17 protein-coding genes are annotated in these 21,177 nt (G+C 44.9%); 9 read left to right on the forward strand and 8 right to left on the reverse strand.

The features are described 5' to 3' along the window. Positions 1–301 precede the first annotated feature (301 nt). Positions 302–1,732 carry a PTS glucose transporter subunit IIBC gene (gene ptsG / locus ABMY42_RS07795; RefSeq protein ID WP_005439576.1) on the forward strand — a complete coding sequence of 477 codons (1,431 nt, stop codon included), beginning with the start codon at positions 302–304 and terminating at the stop codon, positions 1,730–1,732. Positions 1,733–1,966: 234 nt separating this feature from the next. Next, entirely contained in the window at positions 1,967–2,368 is a 402-nt protein-coding gene (locus ABMY42_RS07800; protein WP_005444828.1) for a hypothetical protein, read from the forward strand. Positions 2,369–2,430: 62 nt separating this feature from the next. Here the strand turns inward: ABMY42_RS07800 and ABMY42_RS07805 are convergent, their stop codons facing one another. The 3 genes from ABMY42_RS07805 to ABMY42_RS07815 all read right to left on the reverse strand — a co-directional run bounded on the left by ABMY42_RS07805 (position 2,431) and on the right by ABMY42_RS07815 (position 5,061). Beyond that, positions 2,431–2,529 carry a MetS family NSS transporter small subunit gene (locus ABMY42_RS07805; protein ID WP_005444829.1) on the reverse strand — a complete coding sequence of 33 codons (99 nt, stop codon included), beginning with the start codon at positions 2,527–2,529 and terminating at the stop codon, positions 2,431–2,433. Beyond that, on the reverse strand, positions 2,529–3,989 hold the full coding sequence (locus ABMY42_RS07810; protein ID WP_038897692.1) for a sodium-dependent transporter: 1,461 nt from the start codon (positions 3,987–3,989) through the stop codon (positions 2,529–2,531). The genes ABMY42_RS07805 and ABMY42_RS07810 overlap by 1 nt, the downstream gene beginning before the upstream one ends. Before the next feature lie 481 nt (positions 3,990–4,470). Further along, a complete protein-coding gene (locus tag ABMY42_RS07815; RefSeq protein ID WP_017817853.1) occupies positions 4,471–5,061 on the reverse strand; it encodes an outer membrane beta-barrel protein in 591 nt (196 codons plus the stop codon). Between the two features lie 127 nt (positions 5,062–5,188). On the opposite strand from ABMY42_RS07815, the gene ABMY42_RS07820 reads away from it, so the two are divergent. Together ABMY42_RS07820 and ABMY42_RS07825 are read left to right on the forward strand one after the other, a co-directional pair. Beyond that, a complete protein-coding gene (locus tag ABMY42_RS07820) occupies positions 5,189–5,281 on the forward strand; it encodes a YnhF family membrane protein (RefSeq protein ID WP_005444835.1) in 93 nt (30 codons plus the stop codon). 18 nt (positions 5,282–5,299) lie between these two features. Continuing rightward, positions 5,300–6,445 (forward strand): patatin-like phospholipase family protein, encoded by a 1,146-nt coding sequence (locus tag ABMY42_RS07825; protein ID WP_050934180.1) that lies wholly within the window; start codon positions 5,300–5,302, stop codon positions 6,443–6,445. A 49-nt stretch (positions 6,446–6,494) separates the two neighbouring features. Here the strand turns inward: ABMY42_RS07825 and pyk are convergent, their stop codons facing one another. Continuing rightward, positions 6,495–7,937: a pyruvate kinase gene (gene pyk / locus ABMY42_RS07830; RefSeq protein ID WP_005444839.1), complete on the reverse strand. Its 1,443-nt coding sequence runs from the start codon at positions 7,935–7,937 to the stop codon at positions 6,495–6,497. A gap of 319 nt (positions 7,938–8,256) precedes the next feature. On the opposite strand from pyk, the gene ABMY42_RS07835 reads away from it, so the two are divergent. Continuing rightward, on the forward strand, positions 8,257–9,474 hold the full coding sequence (locus ABMY42_RS07835) for an ROK family protein (RefSeq protein WP_050908623.1): 1,218 nt from the start codon (positions 8,257–8,259) through the stop codon (positions 9,472–9,474). A 232-nt stretch (positions 9,475–9,706) separates the two neighbouring features. Beyond that, positions 9,707–10,654 carry a chemotaxis protein CheV gene (locus ABMY42_RS07840; protein WP_005444843.1) on the forward strand — a complete coding sequence of 316 codons (948 nt, stop codon included), beginning with the start codon at positions 9,707–9,709 and terminating at the stop codon, positions 10,652–10,654. A gap of 344 nt (positions 10,655–10,998) precedes the next feature. Here the strand turns inward: ABMY42_RS07840 and ABMY42_RS07845 are convergent, their stop codons facing one another. The 4 genes from ABMY42_RS07845 to ABMY42_RS07860 form a co-directional block, all read right to left on the reverse strand. Further along, entirely contained in the window at positions 10,999–14,073 is a 3,075-nt protein-coding gene (locus ABMY42_RS07845; RefSeq protein ID WP_349266173.1) for an error-prone DNA polymerase, read from the reverse strand. A gap of 27 nt (positions 14,074–14,100) precedes the next feature. Continuing rightward, positions 14,101–15,504 carry a DNA polymerase Y family protein gene (locus ABMY42_RS07850; protein ID WP_349266174.1) on the reverse strand — a complete coding sequence of 468 codons (1,404 nt, stop codon included), beginning with the start codon at positions 15,502–15,504 and terminating at the stop codon, positions 14,101–14,103. Between the two features lie 4 nt (positions 15,505–15,508). Next, positions 15,509–16,201, reverse strand: coding sequence for a translesion DNA synthesis-associated protein ImuA (gene imuA / locus ABMY42_RS07855; RefSeq protein ID WP_009701881.1), 693 nt, complete (start codon positions 16,199–16,201; stop codon positions 15,509–15,511). A gap of 131 nt (positions 16,202–16,332) precedes the next feature. After that, the gene (locus ABMY42_RS07860; RefSeq protein ID WP_349266175.1) at positions 16,333–17,079 is read right to left on the reverse strand and encodes a YciK family oxidoreductase; all 747 of its coding nucleotides are present in this window, start codon (positions 17,077–17,079) and stop codon (positions 16,333–16,335) included. Positions 17,080–17,357: 278 nt separating this feature from the next. On the opposite strand from ABMY42_RS07860, the gene sohB reads away from it, so the two are divergent. The 3 genes from sohB to rpsA all read left to right on the forward strand — a co-directional run bounded on the left by sohB (position 17,358) and on the right by rpsA (position 21,093). Beyond that, on the forward strand, positions 17,358–18,419 hold the full coding sequence (sohB, locus tag ABMY42_RS07865; RefSeq protein ID WP_005444853.1) for a protease SohB: 1,062 nt from the start codon (positions 17,358–17,360) through the stop codon (positions 18,417–18,419). A gap of 212 nt (positions 18,420–18,631) precedes the next feature. Next, positions 18,632–19,312, forward strand: coding sequence for a (d)CMP kinase (gene cmk / locus ABMY42_RS07870; protein ID WP_010449241.1), 681 nt, complete (start codon positions 18,632–18,634; stop codon positions 19,310–19,312). A gap of 110 nt (positions 19,313–19,422) precedes the next feature. Further along, the gene (rpsA, locus tag ABMY42_RS07875; RefSeq protein WP_005444855.1) at positions 19,423–21,093 is read left to right on the forward strand and encodes a 30S ribosomal protein S1; all 1,671 of its coding nucleotides are present in this window, start codon (positions 19,423–19,425) and stop codon (positions 21,091–21,093) included. The last annotated feature ends 84 nt before the right edge of the window (positions 21,094–21,177 follow it).

Below are 21,177 nucleotides of genomic sequence, written 5' to 3' on the forward strand. Positions count from 1 at the left end.
AACATCGACCTTTATTTTATTTACGCCTTAAAATTAATTATGTAGATAATAAAATCTTTATAAAACAATAACATAAGTTTAATGCAAACCTTTTCATCGACGGTTTTTAGGTGTGATCTGCGGCTTGTTTTGAAACTAAATTTCGTAACTGTGTGGAAAGTTTGAGGGCCATCAATATATATTTAGAGCCGGAAAATATAATGCAACGTGTGGTTACATTTTCATTGGGTGCTAACATTTAGGCTACGGGGGTGTGCCGTTAGTGCCCAAATAATACTTATAATTTATCAGGAGCATAAACATGTTTAAGAACCTTTTTGCAAACCTGCAAAAAGTTGGTAAAGCTCTGATGCTACCAGTATCAGTATTACCAGTCGCAGGTATCCTACTAGGTGTTGGTGCTGCCCACCTAAGCTTTATTCCAGAAGTGGTTTCTAACCTAATGGAACAAGCTGGTGGTTCAGTATTCGGCCAAATGGCACTTCTATTTGCTGTTGGTGTAGCACTAGGCTTCACAAACAACGACGGTGTAGCTGGTCTAGCTGCTATCGTTGGTTACGGCATCATGACAGCAACGCTAGGCGTTATGGCTGGCATTATGGGCGTTGAGAAAATCGACACAGGTGTACTAGGTGGTATCCTTGTCGGTGGTGTTGCTGCTTGGGCATTCAACCGTTTCTTCAAAATCCAACTTCCAGAGTACCTTGGCTTCTTCGCTGGTAAGCGTGCTGTGCCAATCATCACTGGTTTCGCTGCGATCATCCTAGGTGTTGTACTATCTATCGTATGGCCACCAATCGGCGGTGCAATCTCTGCATTCTCTGACTGGGCTGCACACCAAAACCCACAGCTTGCGTTCGGTATCTACGGCGTAGTTGAGCGTTCTCTAATCCCATTCGGTCTACACCACGTATGGAACGTACCATTCTTCTTCGAAGCAGGTACTTGTGTGAACGCTGCTGGTGAAACTCAAAACGGCGTACTAACTTGTTACCTAGTTGCAGATGATGCATCTCGTGCTGCTGGTAATGGCTTCGGTCAGCTAGCGGGTGGTTACATGTTCAAGATGTTTGGTCTACCAGCTGCAGCAATCGCTATTGCTCACTGTGCTAAACCAGAAAACCGCGCGAAAGTAATGGGTATCATGGCGTCAGCTGCACTGACTTCATTCCTAACTGGTATTACTGAGCCAATCGAATTCTCATTCCTATTCGTTGCTCCTGTACTATACGGTATCCACGCTCTACTAGCTGGTTCTGCATACGTTGTTGCTAACACTCTAGGCTTCGTACACGGTACTTCATTCTCACATGGTCTGATCGATTTCCTAGTTCTATCTGGTCACGCTCAGAAGATGGGGCTGATGGTAGCTGTTGGTCTAGTTTACGCTGTAATCTACTACGTAGTATTCCGCACAGTAATCACTGCTCTTGACCTTAAAACTCCAGGTCGTGAAGATGAATCTGAAGAAGCTGTTGCAACTTCTGGTTCTGACATGGCAGGTGAGCTTGTTGCAGCATTCGGCGGCAAAGCAAACATCACTGGTCTAGACGCATGTATCACTCGTCTACGTGTAGCGGTAGCTGATACAGCTGCTGTTGACCAAGACAAGCTAAAACAACTAGGCGCTGCTGGTGTTGTAGTTGTAGCAGGTGGTGTTCAGGCTATCTTCGGTACTAAGTCTGATAACCTAAAAACTGAAATGGATGAGTGGATTCGTAACCACGGCTAATCTCAGTCATTCATAGAAAAGAGGAGGCTTCGGTCTCCTTTTTTTGTGCCTGTTTTTCATGCTGAAACCACGACGACTAACGGCTTATCTTTAATTTAACGTCCCACATCGTGACACAATACGCAGCCTTACAGTTGTAGCGTTTTTCGTACCTCTCCCTTACTCATTGCTGACATACCAAAACTAAATCATGTTTGAATTATGCACGCCGTTTTTTTTAGAGTGATGACGTGTATGAAAAAACAAATAATGCTGGCAGCAGCACTGTTACCTAGTGTAAGTATGGCAGCAAACCAACCGACGAATTTTTCCGTTGGTATGGCAGTGGATCAGCAATTGAGTGTCGTAGTTGAAATCGATGATAAATATCGAGGTATCATCGGTAATGACGGTATGGCATTTGACTATATCGCGAAACGTGGTTCTTTTGAGCAAAATATGCCGCTGACCTGGTATGTAGGTGTTGGTGGTTGGTACGAGTGGGATGATGAATTTGGTTTTCGTGTTCCGCTTGGCGTGAATTGGGATCTTTCAAAAGGATGGGATCTCTATGCGCAAATTCATCCAGAGCTCGATCTGTATAAAGGACCCGATCTTCAAATTGGTGGAGCTCTTGGGGTTAAATACAGCTTTTGAGTTAAAGCAGATACAAAAATGCCGGCATAAACGCCGGCATTATTCTTGATAAAGGATCGGTATTATTGCTGCTTATCCATCGCTCGCTTGATGCACACAGCTGCGCCACCCCAAGTGATGCCAAGACCAATAACCATCATAATAATTGCACTTGTTGTCATTACGCTTTCTCCTTGCTTACCACATTAATCAGTACACCAAACACAAATAGCGCGGCAATCATTGCCCAGCCAAGAGTTAGGTCGTAGCCACCGTAACCTTCTGTTAGAAGGGCATATAGCTTAGTTGCTAGGATAATTGCTAGCATGATTGGAGTAACAAAACGTAGGCAGACTACAAACCATTGACCAATAGAGAAATCTGAACGCTCATTTACATAGTCACGAACTTGTGGCACTTGTTTAAGTAGCCAAGCCATTAAGACGATTTCAACCAGACCGCCAACCATGATGCCGACGTTATTAGCAAAGTGGTCGACAAGGTCAAGTAATAATAGACCTCCGTTTGTTGCAAATGCCATTGAGACAATAAAGCCAATACCAATCACCACGTTTGCCGCTTTTTTACGGCTCCATTTCAGTTTATCGATAACTGCAGATGTTACCGCTTCCATGATTGAGATGTGCGAGCTTAAGCCAGCTACAACGAGAGCAAAGAAGAACAGAGGACCAAGAATATATGGCGCTGGTAACAAATTGATAGCGGCAGGTAGCGTTACGAACGCAAGGCCAACACCAGCAGAGACGACTTCAGTCAGTGGTTTACCTTGCTCTTGAGCCATGTAACCAAGCACTGAGAAGATCATGATACCGGCTAAGATGGAGAAACCACAGTTGATAAGGACAGTCATGAAGGCGTTATTCGTGATGTCTGATTTCTCAGGCAGATAACTGGAATACGCTAGCATGATGGCAAAGCCGATACTTAGGGTAAAGAAGATCTGCCCGTACGCAGCTGCCCACACTTTCACGTCCCAAATCTTACTGAAATCAGGCTCAAACATGTAGTTTACGCCATCTAGTGCCCCAGGAAGGAAAATCATACGACCGATCAAGAACACGACCATGATGAACAAGATTGGCATCATGATTTTTGATGCTCGTTCGATACCCGATTTAACACCACTCACAATGGCCGTGTAGGTGATTGCCCAAGCAATCAGCATGGATACTGCGATCTTCCATTGAATGCTGCCCAAATCCGTTGGTGAGTTATCACCAAGTTTTAGGTATTCACTAAAGAAGAAAGCATTGGTGTCAGAACCCCAACTTTGGGTAAACGACATACCAAAGTAAGAAATTGCCCAGCCAATAACAGCGACGTAGTAAACGGCGATAACCGCAGCTACACCCACTTGGAACCAGCCAAGCCACTCAAACTTGACGTGGATTTTAGCTAATGTTTTCGGAGCAGAACCACGGTATTTTTGACCCATACTGAATTCCAGGATCATAAATGGAATACCAGCAGTAATCATGGCGAAAAGGTAAGGAATAAAAAAGGCACCACCACCGTTCTCATAAGCCATATAAGGGAAACGCCAGATGTTACCCAGACCGATGGCTGAACCGACTGCAGCTAAGATGAATCCCGCACGGGATCCCCATTGTTCTCGCTTCATATTTGACTCCTGTACAACTCCCTAAGGAATGAAGCTCTTCTTGGCAGGTGTAAATCCCAGCAGAATAAAGGGCAACTGTTATCCGTCAGTTTTCTATCCTAAATTCGGTATTATTGTTGCTTTCTGGTTTTTTACTTTGTTTTGCCAATGAAGAATCAGAATTAAATGCTTTAAATTTTGATGTGTGTTTGCAAAAGCTGAAATATTCTTCTGCTTTCTGTCTTCAGACTAACTTTTTACATTATTTATCGCAATAGATTCTAAATGTTAACGGCGAGATTTTATCTGGTTTAAATATTGTTAAATCGTGATTTGCTAGGTTATCTGATCAGTGAGGTGGGGTTATTTTCAGAGTATATGACTGTCTTATTGATGTGATCTTGGTCAAATAAACTCTTTTTGATTATTAGGGCGTATCTCTGCGTTCGATACACCCTATAGACGATTTGGCGTCAAAACGATTCTTTAGAAGTGAAAGCCGTTAGAAGCGGAAGCTAAAGCCAATATTGGATTGAAATTGGTTCATCCAGTCGGTTTCAAACTTGATTACACAAGAAGAACCATCAGTAGGAAGCACGCATGCTCCTGAGGTGTCGTTGTCAACAACGGTACCTAACCAACGAACTTGAGCGGTCAATGCAAAGTTTTTAGAAAATGTGTACTCAAGTCCTGCGAAAGCACTAGCTGAGAAACCGTATTTGTCATCCACCCAATCAGCATCAGCATATGAAGCACCTAATCCAAGACCAACATAACTTTGCCAACCTGTCGCCACTGGATAGTAGATGCTGCTTTGAAACTGCAGGTAATGGATGTCTGCTGAGTTGTTCACATCTTGTAGTTCAGAAGACTGATTCGAATAGAACAAACCTAAGCGACCCATTTCAAAAGGAGTCTCTACCGATAAAGCGTAGTTAATTGAAGGGTCAAGATCGTAGGTGCGATTGTTTTCATCTTCTACTTTGCCTCCTCCCGTGAAGCCAATGTAGGGAGTGACGATAACGTTTGCTTGAGCTGCCATAGAACAGCCCAATAATACACTCCCAACTAGCCAGCCAATTTTATTGTTCATTTGCTATCTCCTTATTATGACTAAGCTAATTGTGATGCCTTAGTCAAAATCGTGCGACTAAATTAGGCAATTCTTGAACATAATTCACACTGGTGTTATTAATTTGTTACAACAAAAGGAGGTGTCTATGGAACACGATCTAAAATCAGCCCTACTCATCGTCGTTACGGTATTCGCAGTTTTACTCTCTTTTGGCATCATTGCGATTACGACGGCTTAAACTAACGGCATTACGCCTATGATACGCAACAGCGGTATTATCACTGATAGCCATGCTGAGCTCGACATTCAAGTGTATGAGCAGTTTAGAAATGGCAAAACTGCCCTTGTCGCACAAGGAGGAGGGCAGAGAGGGATTTTTACCGCTGGTGTGCTAGACGCATTTCTTCTCTCTAATTTCGACCCATTCGACGAATTCTATGGTACGTCTGCCGGAGCGCTTAACCTTTGTGCTTTCCTTTGCCGTCAGCATGGTATGGGTAAAGCCTTTATAACCGATCTGACCACGGCTCCCGAATTCTTCCATCTGATCCGCTACATTCGTAAAAAACAGTACTTAGGTTTGGAGTGGGCGCTCGAACGTATTCAAGATTACCCTTATAAACTCGATCTGGATCTTGGTCGCTCTACGCTAGGCCAAAGAGGAGCGTTTGCTGCGGTCACTAACGTCGATACGCTCTCAGACCACTACTTACCAATACTCGGTGGTGATTGGCTCAATACGATGGTGGCTACATGTGCTATTCCAAAACTGTATCAAGGTGCTGTAAATGTAAACGGGCAGCATTTTGTTGATGGCGGCGTTTCTGCATCGATTCCCGTTCAAGAAGCGTGGCGTAAAAATGCACGAAATATCATAGTGATCCGCACTGAGCCTTTCTCTGAATCGGAAGCCAAAGCGCAAAGTGAGCTTGGTGAAGAAGGGATCAAATGGTACCGAGAGTCCATAAACTCGGTTCAAGAATCTTGGCAAGATAAGGTCCATCAATGGAAGGAAGATTGGAGCAATTTCTTGCAGCAAAAAATTAACGCAGCACATCAATCTAAATTGTCTGGCAGAAAGTTATTAAATGGTGGGCGTTGGCTATTTGGAGCCGATAACCTCTATCGTTTGAGCCATTTGATTGGTGAGAATTTTGATTCTGGATTAGCAGACATGTTGATGATCCACTATCAAACCTTCGAGTTGACGCAAGCTTTCCTTAGCGCACCGCCTGACGATACTTTTATTTTGCAATTGGCGCCGAAAGAGGAGCTGCAATCCTCATCTCTTTTAAGTGACCCTGAAGCTCTTGAGCATGATTATCAGCTTGGTTTGCAAACCGGTTTTAACCTGATTCAGCTTTACGACAAATTAAATATGGAAGGCCGAGAGACAGCCTAGATAATAAAAAGGGCACCATTTCGGTGCCCTTGCTTATCAAGTGTTGAACTTATGCTGACAGGATTCGCATGCAGTTGGTTGAACCAACCACGTCCATAACATCACCTTGAGTGATGATCACCAAATCCCCTTCATCCAATAAGCCTTGTTCTTTTAACGTCACAATTGCATCGTGCGCGGTAGTTAGACCTGCGCCGCCTTTTGAGTCAAAGTACACCGGAGTTACCCCACGATAAAGCGCAGCACGATTCAGTGTCGATTCGTTGCGTGATAACGCGAAAATAGGCAGACCTGAGCTCAAACGAGACATCATGAGCGCGGTGCGGCCAGATTCGGTCAAGGCAATCATCGCTTTTACGCCTTCCATGTGGTTAGCTGCGTACATAGTGGACATTGCGATGGTTTCTTCTGCGGTTGCAAAGGTGCGATCTAAGCGATACGTCGACAAGCTTGCTTCAGCCATCTTCTCTGCGCCCATACATACTTCTGCCATGGACTTGACAGTTTCTACTGGGAATTGGCCCGCCGCCGTTTCTCCAGAAAGCATTACTGCATCTGTACCATCTAGCACGGCATTGGCAACGTCCATGACCTCTGCTCGGGTTGGCATCGGTGCCGCAATCATAGACTCCATCATTTGAGTCGCAGTAATCACGATGCGGTTTAAGCTGCGAGCACGACGGATGAGTTTTTTCTGCACGCCAACAAGCTCTGGATCACCAATTTCTACACCCAAGTCGCCGCGAGCAACCATCACTACATCGGACGCAAGAATAATGTCATCAATCGACTCGCTGGTGGCTACCGTTTCTGCTCGTTCAACTTTGGCAACGAGTTTTGCTTCTAGACCTGCATCTCTTGCCAAACGGCGAGCATAGTGCATATCTTCGCCATTACGAGGGAAAGAAATCGCAAGGTAATCGACTTTGATTTTTGCGGCAGTGAGAATGTCCGCTTTGTCTTTCTCTGTTAATGCATCGGCAGATAAACCGCCACCTTTCTTGTTGATACCTTTGTTATTAGACAAGGGACCACCAACGGTGACGCGTGTATGAACTTTATTCCCTTCGACACTAGTGACTTGCAGTTGAACACGTCCATCGTCAAGGAGCAGGATATCGTTAGGTGAAACGTCTTGCGGTAGCTCTTTGTAATCCAAACCAACGGACTCTTGGTTTCCCTCACCTTTTGGTAAATCGCTGTCTAGTGTGAATTTGTCACCGACATCAAGATGAATTTTGCCATCTTTGAAGGTGGATACGCGGATTTTTGGACCTTGTAAATCACCAAGAATGGCAACTTGACGTCCTAGTTTTGCCGCAATAGCACGGACTTTTTGCGCGCGTTGAATATGATCGTCACTGGTACCGTGAGAGAAGTTCATACGGACGACATTTGCTCCAGCTTTGATGATCTCTTCAAGGACATTGTCTTTATCTGTTGAAGGGCCAAGCGTTGTAACAATTTTGGTTCTTCTTAATATGGAAGTCATAGATTCTCCGAAGAATGCAGGTGTAGGACTAGATAACTCGAATTCTATTCTCGCTAAGTATATGCACAGTATGCGCGGATTGTTGGCATTTAGGTCAAAGTGCTGAAAAAACATCAACACACAGGTGTTGCAACCTAATTTGATGAATAAAATAAGTCATTTTTCAAACAATTTAACAGGAGTCGATTTCTAGTTATTTGATTGAATACACAAACAAACATGTTTATACGTGATGCTTGTCACGGGGATTTATCAATTCACTTCACAATTACTTCGCAAAGTAAAAAAATTATCCCGTTATAGAATTTCGGAGTGCAAGATGTACATGGCTCAACCGGGCCATATTGATCATATCAAACAGGTCAATGCTGGTCGTGTATACAAACTAATTGACCTAAAGGGTCCAATATCTCGAATCGATTTATCCAAGCAAAGTGAGCTTGCGCCTGCGAGTATCACTAAGATCACTCGAGAATTGATTGAAGCCCACCTGATCCATGAAACAACGGTACAGGAAGCAACCAGTCGCGGTCGTCCTGCGGTGGGGTTACAGGTCAATAATGAAGGTTGGCAATTCTTGTCGATGCGTTTAGGTCGAGGCTACTTGACGATTGCACTGCACGAGCTTGGCGGTGACGTTCTTATCGATACCAAAATCGATATCCACGAACGTGACCAAGATGATGTGCTGGAACGTTTACTCTACGAAATTGATGAATTCTTCCAAACCTACGCCGATCAACTTGATCGTGTTACCAGTATTGCGATTACTCTGCCCGGTCTAGTGAACTCAGAGCAGGGTATCGTGTTGCAAATGCCGCATTACAATGTTGAGAACCTAGCGTTAGGTCCTGAAATATACAAAGCAACAGGCTTACCGGTTTTTATTGCCAACGATACGCGTGCATGGGCACTAGCAGAGAAACTGTTTGGTCATTCACAAGATAACGACAACTCGGTTCTTATCTCTATTCACCACGGCTTAGGCGCAGGTATTATCTTGGATGGTCGAGTGCTACAAGGTCGACACGGTAACATCGGTGAACTCGGTCATATCCAAATCGATCCGAATGGCAAGCGTTGCCATTGTGGCAATATTGGTTGCCTTGAAACCGTTGCCAGCTCACAAGCGATTCGAGAAGAGGTTGTGACTCGTATTGCTCAAGGTGAAGCTTCAGTTCTTGCTGAACAAGAAGAAATGAGCATTGAAAGTATCTGTGAGGCGGCTGCAAATGGCGACCCTTTGGCTGTTGATGTTATCGAGAAGCTTGGTCGTTACTTAGGCTCTGCCATTGCGATTGTTATTAACCTATTTAACCCAGAAAAGGTCTTAATTGGTGGGGTGATCAACCAAGCGAAAGAGGTGCTTTATCCTGCTGTTCGTCGTTGTATTGAAGAACAAAGTTTGCCGGTTTACCACCAAGACCTTGAACTGGTGGAGTCTCGTTTCTATAAACAAGCGACCATGCCGGGAGCGGCTTTGATTAAGCAAGCACTATACGACGGTCAGTTGTTGATGAAGGTGATTGAAGGTTAATTTTTCTGACATCAGAATAGGGCATTTACAGAGGGTGAACAGGAAGGTTCGCCCTTTTTTGATCATATGAGCAGAGAAAACTCGAATCTGAGCGCTGCTTCATTGCTATATCAATAGCATTAATGTAATTTTCGTAAGTATTGTAGAACACTCATAAAAAAGTATTACTTTGTTGTTCCAACACAGTTTTCTATAAAGAGTGAAAGGTAGTCGTTCAAAGTTAGGTAGTGGTATGTCCGGAGTGTTAAATACGGTTGATCAGCGTACAAATCTAGTAGGTGAAAACCGACTAGAGCTTTTGCTGTTCACGCTAAATAGTCGCCAGTTATTTGCGATTAACGTTTTTAAAGTGAAAGAGGTGATCAAACTGCCTCCGCTTACTAAGCTGCCAGGTTCTCACTATAACATTCGTGGTGTGGCATCTTTGCGTGGTGAAGCTGTGCCTGTGATTGATTTACGTTGCTCGATCGGTTTCCCTCCATTGCGTGGTGAAGTTGAAGAAGAGAACTTGATCATCACTGAGTACAACCGTTCTATTCAAGGTTTCCTTGTAGGACCGGTTCGCAACATCATCAATACTGCATGGACTGAGATTCAGCCGCCACCATCTACATCAGGACGCTCTAACTACCTAACTGCTATCACCCAAGTGAAAGATGGGGATTCATCTCAAATCGTTGAAATTATTGATGTAGAAAAAGTACTGGCTGAAATCGTTCATTATGACGTGACCATCTCTGACGGCATACTAGATCGAGAACTGGCTCAAGCAATGATTGGACAAAATGTCCTCATTGTTGATGATTCATCAACCGCGCGTAATCAGGTAAGAGACACCTTATCTCAGCTTGGTTTGAACATCATCGAATGTCGCGACGGTTTAGAAGCATTAACGGTTCTTAAACGTTGGTGTGATGAAGGCAAAGACATCGAAAAAGAACTGCTGATGATGATTACGGATGCGGAAATGCCAGAGATGGACGGGTATAGGCTGACTCATGAAGTGCGTTCTGATTCTAGAATGTCCAAGTTGTTTATCACCTTGAACACATCTTTAAGTGGTAGCTTCAACGAAGCCATGGTGCAAAAAGTGGGGTGTGATCGCTTTATTTCTAAGTTCCAGCCTGATCTTTTGGTTGAAGTTGCACAAGACAGAATGCGTCAAGTTTTATATACGTAGAATTAATCAGTGAGCCCTAAATTAATCCATAAGGATAGGTGATTAATTGAACGGTGATTGCTAAACTGTTTTACATATTTCTGAGAATGAAATATGTAAAGTATATCGCGTCACTTTTCACCTATGAGTCTATTTAGACTTATCAATATAGGGTACTTCCGTTTAATGATATGGTTAACATCGAAAGTCATCATGACGTTATCCTTGTTACTGTATAGGAAATACAAGACTAAGCGTACGGAAACGATGACTGAAGATTAATTCAGCAGAATCAAAAAGGGAGGCTTGACCTCCCTTTACTTTTTTCGGTGGAATGCCTTTCCCTACCTCTAAAATATGATTGCTTAGTGGAAGTCGCGTGATTTACTTTTCAGCTCAGCAAGATTGTGCGTGCAATCGATGAGCTTACCTGCGATCACGTGCGTGACTTCGCCTTCACGCTCTAAAATTCCTTTGACCATCAACACCTTTGAAGTGAGATAAGCTTGCTTTTGGGCGCGTGCTGTTGCTCGCCATACCACCACATTGATGTTGCCTGTATCGTCTTCCAAAGTGAAAAAGGTCACGCCAGCAGCGGTGCCGGGAGATTGTCTGCCTGTGACAACACCGACAACCGTCACTAAAGATTTATGCTCTTTTTCGACTAACTGCTTCATCCGAGTAAAACGCGGTAACTTACCAGCTTCTTCCAGCAACGTAATCGGATGGCGACTTAGTGATAGTCCGGTACTGGCATAATCTTCAACTAAGTTCTCGTATTCAGAAGGCTGAGCCTGGTAACTTACCATTGGCTCTTCCATGTGATGGAATAAAGGTAAGTCTGATAGTGAATCCATCGCTGCCCAGCGAGCGTTATAGCGATTACCTGAAAGGATTTGAAACGCATTAGCAGAAGCGAGTAACTCAATATCGCGGCGGTTTCTTAAGATTTGCTTCACCTCTTGGATAGCGCGATAGCCGGAGTTTGGTCGTCGTTCAACTAGCCGAAAGGCGCTTTCCTGATTAAAGCCCTTTACTAAGCGAAAACCCAGTTGCACACCAAGGCGACCATTCGGACGTTTGACCAAATGGTGCTGATAGGAGGAATGATTGATGCAAACAGGCAGCACTTCAACACCGTGTCGGCGCGCATCTTGAATCAATTGTGAAGGGCTATAAAAGCCCATCGGTTGGCTATTGAGTAGGGCAGTATAGAACTCAGCAGGGTAGTAATATTTCAACCATGCAGAGCAGTAAGCTAGCACAGCAAAAGAGGCTGAGTGACTTTCCGGGAAGCCATATTCACCAAAGCCGCAGATTTGGTCGAAGATGCGCTCAGCAAACTCCAAGTCATAGCCTCGCTCACGCATTCCGTCGATCAGCTTAGGTTTGAACTTGGCAAGATCGCCGTTTTTCTTCCATGCCGCCATTGCACGGCGTAATTGATCGGCTTCACCACCACTAAATCCTGCCGCTACCATCGCCAGTTTGATTACTTGTTCTTGGAAAATCGGCACGCCCATAGTGCGCTCTAGTACGCTTTTCACTTCTTCTGATGGATAGCTGATTGGCTCTTCACCATTTCGTCGTTTTAAAAACGGATGCACCATATCGCCTTGAATTGGACCCGGGCGAACAATGGCAATTTGCACCACCAAGTCATAGTAACGCGCGGGTTTTAAACGCGGCAGCATGCTCATTTGCGCGCGAGACTCAATTTGGAACACACCAACGGTATCGGCTTTTTGGATCATACGATACACGTACGGATCGTCTTGCAATCGCGTGATCTCGGCAATCGACAGTGATCGCTGATGGTGTTTCTCGACCAATTGAAAGCATTTACGGATCGCGTTTAACATGCCGAGCGCGAGGACGTCGACTTTCAGTAGTTTTAAACTTTCTAAATCATCTTTATCCCATTGAATAATGGTGCGATCTTCCATCGAAGCATTCTCAACAGGCACCAGTTCGTACAAAGGGCCAGAAGAAATCACAAAGCCGCCTACGTGTTGGGATAAATGGCGCGGAAAGCCAATGATCTCGTTCACCAACTGGATAAACTGCTGACCTTTTAACGACTCTGGCTGCAATCCTAATTCGATGATTTGCGCTTGCCAACCTTGGCTGCGATCACGTTGATTAACGTTTTTGATGAAGAAATCCAATTGAGTCTCTTCAATCCCCAACGCTTTGCCCACTTCACGCACGGCACTTTTAAAGCGATAGCTGATAACGGTGGCTGCCAGAGCAGCACGCTCGCGCCCGTACTTTTTGTAAATATATTGAATGACTTCTTCACGGCGCTCGTGTTCAAAGTCGACATCAATGTCTGGCGGCTCTTTTCTTTCTCGGCTAATAAAGCGTTCGAACAGGACCGAGATTTGCCTAGGATCGACGGCAGTGATTTCTAAGCAGTAGCACACCACCGAGTTCGCTGCGGAACCTCGCCCTTGATAGAGAATGCCTTGTTGTTTAGCAAACATCACAATGTCGTGAATGGTGAGAAAGTAATAGTGATATTGCAGCTCTTCAATGAGTGTTAATTCATTCTCAATGGTTTGATGAATGTCTGAGGGTACGCCCTCAGGAAAACGTCGCTTTTTACCACGCTCGACCAACATACGTAGATAAGTAGTAGGAGTGTAACCGTCCGGAATCAGTTCTGTTGGGTATTCGTATTTCAGCTCTGAAAGCTTAAATGCGCACAAGCTCGCAATATGAGTGCTTTCTGCTAGCCATTCGGATTTGTAAATTCGAGACAGTTTGTTCAATGGACGCAGTGCTCGCTCGGCATTGGATAAACGACTAAAGCCAAGCTTGTCGACGCTACAACTATCTTTTACGGCGGTTAAGACATGTTGCAATGGTAAGCGCTCAACCGCATGCATTAAGACGCCACCACAAGCGGTAATTGGTAATTCGAACTCGCTTGCCAGTAACTCACAGTGTGTGGTGTAGGCATTATCGTCGCTGTCTAAATGACGTTGAATCGCGACCCATAATCGATGAGCGTGGTGTTGTTGGAGCCAACGCCCCCAATAATGGTCGCTTTCTTGATGAGTAGGGAGCCACAGTACTAAACAGTGACGAATCGACATCAAGTCCCATTCAGACAATTGATAACTGCCTTTCTCGCTACGTCGCCTTGCATTAGTGATGATCCGGCACAGCTCTGCATAAGCTTTACGACAAGGACAAAGCAGCACCACTTGGCACTCATCATTGAGCCAAAACATGCTGCCGACAATTTGCTTGATGTCGAGTTTATGCTGCTCGATGGTCGTATGGGCTTTCACAATGCCCGCGACGGAGCACTCATCGGTGATTGCAATGGCTTGATAGCGATAAAACGCCGCCTGCAACACTAATTCTTCTGCATGAGAAGCGCCAGTGAGAAAGGAGAAGTTGGACTGACAAAACAGTTCTGCGTAACTCATAACGATCTAATAAAAATAACTGTCGATTTAACAAAAATAGCCATGGAGAAACCAATGTTTGTGCTGATCGCGAAATACCCATAACCAGCGACCTTGCTTGGTGTGCGCAATGTAATAATCACGCATGATCTCATCACCATCCCACCATCCAGAGACAATACGCTCAGGTCCATGTACTAGAGATATTTGCTCTTGTAGCGCGATAGGTGCGGGCAATTGCATCGCGGGGCGCAGTAGAGCAGGAACGGTGTTAATTGAGACATCTGGCTCATCGGCTGGGCGATATTGGCTGGCTTTCTCTGGTCTTGGATCGCAGGCAATATTGGGTTTGAGTATTGCGCTTTTGCCCAATTTAGCTTGCAGTAAAGAGAGCAGCTCTAATGCGTTCATTTGCCCTTTTTGCCCAGCAAAAAAATCGCGTGCAGAACTTAAAGGCTCACCTTGGCGTTCTACTTTTAACGTCAGACCGATAACAGGGCCGTTTAACGTGACGGATTCCAAACTCAAACTCGCGAGCTGTTGCCAACGTTGGCACAAGTAATCACCTTGTGCGGATGTGAGCGGAAGGTGCTGCGCTTGCTTGTCTCGCTGGTGGAGGGTTAAAGAGAGTTCAAACGCGACTTTATCACGCAGCTTGAGAAAGGTTTCGAGCTGACGAAGCAACTTAGCTAGTGGCTTTTCAATCCATTGGACGTTTTCAATCTCAAACAGCAGTTCTAAATAAACTTGGAAGGATTCGGTAGGGTGATAAAAGTCGACAGGGTGTTTAAACTGTCCAGTCAGTCGGCCAACGTAGTTCACCAAATCAATATCGAATCGGCGTGCAATGTCTTGTAGTGGCAGTTCAAGTAAGCCTTGCAGTGTGGTGACGCCTACACGTTGTAACTTCTCTACAGTAGCGCTTGATAAATCTGTCAGTGTTAACGGTAGTGGCGATAAGGCTTGTTGTATGGCAGATTTGTCTTCGTTGATGACGTTCGTCCCTCCTAATGCCATCAATTTGGCAGAAAAAGGCGAAAAGCCACATCCGAATTGAAAACTCAGTTTCAGCTCCGATAAGTGAGCTCTGACTTTATTCCAATAGTTTTGGAGCCCTTCATACAGATTAAGCATTGGAGTTGCGCGCAGTAAAATACCTTGGTTTGGCATCAATACGACGTCAGATGTGATCAAATACAGCCATTGCGCAATTTCTTGTAACTTGCTCAATTCGGTTTGCGGATGATAAGGATGCACTTGCAAATCTCGGCACAAAGAAGCCGCGCTACCCAAGCCCATATTTGGTTTAATGCCTTGTTGCTCGGCAATCTCGTTGTATTGAATGATCCGACAACGTTGGCTTTCTACAATCACCACGGGTTGCTCTTGGTTATCGCCAAAGAGTGCGTCTAGCTGCAGGCGAGGGAAGTGCAAATAAATCCACAAAGCCATACCACTAACCTTGATTCGCCAATGGGAAATTGACCACAGTTGATGGAATGTGAGTCGTGGTTGGCATCACCAATTGTGGGTAGTGGTGTTGGAAATTGATGTCGACACTACCTTTGCTCCAACCGCCTTTTCGTTTGAGAACTTCCACGCTAACGCCTTGTCCATGACCTTGCAATTTCAGACTCAACGAAACAGGTAAAGACAAGCGGTTTGTCATATTAGGTTTGAGCATAAACAGAGGGCAAGATCCTTGCTCGCTCGCCACTTGCAGACGTTTTACTTGGTGGATCTCTAGTTCATCTTGCCATAGCAAAACGTTGGTACAAACACCGCTCTTGAGGCACTGCTCCGCTGCCCATAATGCATCGCGCTGATGTTCAGGCGTGACCACCCACACCTGGTTGATGTCTAGCCCAATGCCGTGTAGGAACAATGAATTCATCAATGCTGGTGGCTGAATGAATGCCGTGACTCCTCTCGAAAGGGATGCTTTTAAGTAAGGCGCAAGCAAACGCAGCTCGCCAATGCTGCCTATGGATTCCATTTCCACCACACCGTGAGGAGGAAAGCCGCCACCAAGCAGAGCATCTAGCTCCGGAAAACCAGAACTATTAAGGAACTGATGATCGTCAGCTTTGGTTAGATTTGCTTGCCAAACAAGATGCTGGCTTTTTAAGTGTTGGATGATGTCTTGCATAAATAAAATACCTGTATATAAATACAGTATATTTCTGTGATGGAAAGTCGCAAGATTTTTATAGGCAGAAATACGAAAAAAGGCAGCATTTGCTGCCTTTTCAATCAATTATGTGAGGTAACCTAAGTGGGTTATTTACGCTTTGGTTGAGCGTCGATGCACTGACCGTTTACATCAGTGACTGCTGGGTCCATCAAGTGAAGGTAAAGCGGCATGATGTCCAGCGGTGTTTTTAACGTGTTTGCATCTTCACCTGGGTAGGCTTTTTCACGCATACGAGTACGAGTTGCACCAGGGTTAATTGCATTCACACGTATTGGTGTATCACTCAACTCATCAGCCAAGACTTGCATCATACCTTCTACAGCAAACTTAGAAATAGCGTATGGACCCCAGAAAGCACGACCAGAGTGACCAACGGTTGAAGAGGTAAAGACAATACGACCCGCTTCTGATTTACGCATGATCGGTAGTAGCGCCTGAGTCATCAGTACTTCCGCTTTCACGTTGATCTGCATGATGTCGTCGAAGTCTTCTTCATTGATTTGCTCAAACGGACACAGCGTGCTGAGAACACCGGCGTTGTGCAATAGACCATCCAAACGACCAAATTGACCTTCGATGGTTTCTGCCATGTCGATGTAGTGTTGCTTTGTTGCACCTTTTAGATCGAGTGGGATGATCGCTGGTTGAGGGTAGCCCCCAGACTCGATTTCATCGTAAATGGATTCAAGGTTTTGAACGTTTCGACCCAGTAGAATCACAGTCGCACCGTGCTGAGCGTAAGAAAGGGCGGCTTGGCGACCGATACCATTGCCTGCGCCAGTGACAAGAATGACTTTACCTTTTAGGGCATCTGCTGAAACGGAGTAGTTCACGGTAGTAAATCCTTATTATTGTATCTAGTTCCGACGTACAGGCTTCATGTTCGTTTGTGTAGAAATGCGCCTGTTTCTCAATGGAAAATCTTGGTAATCGTGACAAGTTGGTTACAATACACCAATTCATGTGTTATACCAATTCCAGAACGGTTGTCCGGTATGTTATTTGAACGCTATCAATCAGAACAAGAGGTTGCTGATTTTCTTGCCTTCTCTCTGATTTTTCTACGTAACATATTGATGACTATCACTGGTATGAGATAGAGGAACTCTCATTGGAATTTTTATTAGATTACGGTCTGTTTTTGGCTAAGATTGTTACCGTTGTTGCAGCAGTAATTGTGCTGTTGATTATCGCAAAATCAGCGAGTGGTAAGTCGGGTGCAGCAAAAGGCGAATTGGAAGTTACCAACCTTTCTGAACGTCATAAAGATGCGGTAGAGCAGTTGGAGCATCACCTGCACGATGACGCTTTCATCAAAGCTCGTGATAAAGCAGTCAAGAAAGAAGAGAAAGAGAAGAACAAATCTCGCGAGAAAGAAATCAAACAAGCGAGCAAAGAAGGTTCTCTCGATAGCAAGCGCGAACCGCATCTGTTCGTGTTGGACTTCAACGGCAGCATTGATGCAAAAGAAGTAGGCTCGCTACGTGAAGAGATCACTGCAGTATTAGCTGTCGCTCGTGAAGGCGATGAGGTTTTGCTGCGTCTAGAGTCTGGCGGTGGCATGGTTCATGGTTATGGCTTGGCATCTTCTCAACTTGACCGAATCAAAGCAGCGGGTCTGCCTCTGACGATTTCTGTCGACAAAGTTGCAGCAAGTGGCGGTTACATGATGGCGTGTGTGGCAGACAAGATTGTCTCAGCTCCGTTTGCGATTGTGGGTTCTATCGGTGTTATCGCACAGATCCCTAACTTCAACAAACTGTTGAAAAAGCACGATATCGAGTACGAGCAGCTAACGGCTGGTGAGTACAAACGCACACTGACTATGTTTGGTGAGAACACTGACAAAGCGCGCGATAAGTTCAAGCAAGAACTTGAAGAAACACACGTACTATTTAAAGACTTCATCCGTGAGCGTCGCCCAGATCTAGAGCTTGAAAAAGTGGCAACGGGTGAGCACTGGTTTGGTACGCAAGCGAAAGAGCTAGGGCTGGTGGATGAAATCAGCACTTCCGACGATCTGGTTGTCGCTGCATGCAAAGAGAAAACGGTACTAGCAGTGCATTACGTGCAGAAGAAGAAACTGGCAGACAAGCTCGCTGGTGTTGCAGGTAAAGTAGCAGACAGTGTCGTGCTTAAACTTGCAGAGCGTGGTCAAAAACCGATTGTCTAATCGATAAGATAACGAGTGAAACTTAAAACGGCGAGAGTGAAAATTCTCGCCGTTTTTTATTGGAACTTTTCTCAATAGCGTGAATCCAAGTGCGCGTTGGGTGTAATGCTTTACACGACATTTTTACTCGCTCCAAAAGGCAATTACCCGTATAATACGCGCCTCGAAAACCGAGCAAATTGCTGAAAAAGAAATTATAGGTGGAGAAGAACATGTCCTCTCAAACTCCGGTTGTTACCGTAGATGGACCTAGTGGTGCAGGTAAAGGCACTTTATGTATGTTGCTGGCGAAGAAGTTGGGCTTTCATCTTCTTGATTCTGGCGCAATTTATCGTGTACTTGCACTCGCAGCGATTCACCACGGCGTAGACACTGAGTCAGAAGATGCGCTTGTTCCACTTGCTACTCATCTAGACGTGCAGTTTGTTGCTGAAGGTGACCTAGTAAAAGTGATTCTAGAAGGCGAAGACGTTTCTGGTGAACTTCGTAAAGAAGAAACTGGGATGGCGGCGTCTAAAGTGGCAGCTTTGCCACGCGTTCGTGAAGCATTATTGCGTCGTCAGCGTGCATTTGAGACTGCTCCAGGTCTTGTTGCTGATGGTCGTGACATGGGTACGGTTGTATTCACGGGTGCACAAGCGAAAATTTTCCTTGATGCGAGTGCAGAAGAGCGTGCAAATCGACGCCTTAAACAGTTGCAAGATAAAGGGTTAGATGTTAGATTTGCTGACCTTTTGAGCGAGATCCAAGAGCGTGACGATCGAGATCGTAACCGCCCAGTGGCGCCACTACGCCCTGCAGAGGATGCGCTTGTGCTAGATTCTACGTCGATGACTATCGACGAAGTGGTAGAAAAGGCACTACAATATATCGAATCGAAGCTAGCTGAGTAATTACGCTCGGCTAAGCTAAGAGCGTCGGTCGCAAGGATGATGATTGGCGAATTTAATAACCCCATGCGGTAGGATACCCGTGGACGTTTAATTTATTGAAGATTAAATAAATGACTGAATCTTTTGCTCAACTCTTTGAAGAGTTTCTAAACGAAACAGAATTCCAACAAGGCAGCATCGTTAAAGGTACTGTAGTAGCTATCGAGAACGGTTTCGTTCTTGTTGACGCTGGTCTTAAGTCTGAATCTGCTATCCCTGCTGAACAGTTCAAGAACGCTGCTGGCGAACTTGAAGTTGAAGTTGGTGCTGAAGTAGACGTAGCTCTAGACGCTGTTGAAGATGGTTTCGGTGAAACTCAACTTTCTCGTGAGAAAGCTAAGCGTCACGAAGCTTGGATCGTTCTTGAGAAAGCTTACGAAGAAGCTGAAACTGTTGTTGGTATCATCAACGGTAAAGTTAAAGGCGGTTTCACTGTTGAACTAAACGGTATCCGTGCTTTCCTTCCTGGCTCTCTAGTAGACGTACGTCCAATCCGCGACACTGCTCACCTAGAAAACAAAGAGCTAGAGTTCAAAGTTATCAAACTTGACCAAAAACGTAACAACGTAGTTGTTTCACGTCGTGCAGTTATCGAATCTGAGAACAGCGTTGAACGTGACGAGCTTCTAGAAACTCTACAAGAAGGTTCTGAAGTTAAAGGTATCGTTAAGAACCTTACTGACTACGGTGCGTTCGTTGACCTAGGTGGCGTTGACGGTCTTCTACATATCACTGATATGGCTTGGAAGCGTGTTAAGCACCCATCTGAAATCGTTAACGTTGGTGACGAGATCCAAGTTAAAGTTCTTAAGTTCGACCGTGAGCGTACTCGCGTATCACTAGGTCTTAAGCAACTAGGCGAAGATCCATGGGTAGCAATCGCTAAGCGTTACCCAGAAGGTCACAAACTAACTGGTCGCGTAACTAACCTAACTGACTACGGCTGCTTCGTTGAAATCGAAGAAGGCGTTGAAGGTCTAGTACACGTTTCTGAAATGGATTGGACTAACAAGAACATCCACCCTTCTAAAGTTGTTAATGTTGGCGACGAAGTTGAGGTTATGGTTCTTGAAATCGACGAAGAACGTCGTCGTATCTCTCTAGGTCTGAAACAGTGTAAAGCTAACCCATGGCAGTCATTCGCTGAAGCACAAGCTAAAGGCGACAAAGTTACTGGTAAGATCAAGTCTATCACTGACTTCGGTATCTTCATCGGTCTAGAAGGCGGCATCGACGGTCTAGTTCACCTATCTGACATTTCTTGGAATGTTGCTGGCGAAGAAGCTGTACGTGAGTACAAGAAAGGCGACGAGATCTCTGCAGTTGTTCTAGCAGTAGACGCTGAGCGTGAGCGCATCTCTCTAGGCATCAAGCAAATGGAAAACGACCCATTCAATGCTTACGTTGCTGACAACAAGAAAGGTGTTCTAGTTAACGCTACTGTAACTGCTGTTGACGCTAAAGGCGCTACAGTTGAAATCGCAGAAGGCGTTGAAGGCTACATCCGTGCTTCTGAAGTATCTCGCGATCGCGTAGAAGATGCTTCTCTAATCCTAAGCGCTGGTGATGTTGTTGAAGCGAAGTTCACAGGTGTTGACCGTAAGAACCGCGTAATCAACCTATCTATCAAAGCTAAAGATGAAGCTGAAGAGCAAGAAGCAATGGCATCTATCAACAAGCAAGACGAAGCTGCTTTTGGTAATGCAATGGCTGACGCTTTCAAAGCTGCTAAAGGCGAATAATTTACTCGCTTAAGCTAAAAAGGAGCCGCAAGGCTCCTTTTTTATGCTTGCTACTTTGCGAGTAGTAATACTAATGTTGATAAA

Origin of the sequence: Vibrio sp. SSH13-20 (assembly GCF_040104475.1) — a bacterium.
GTDB classification, from domain to species: Bacteria; Pseudomonadota; Gammaproteobacteria; order Enterobacterales; family Vibrionaceae; genus Vibrio; species Vibrio harveyi.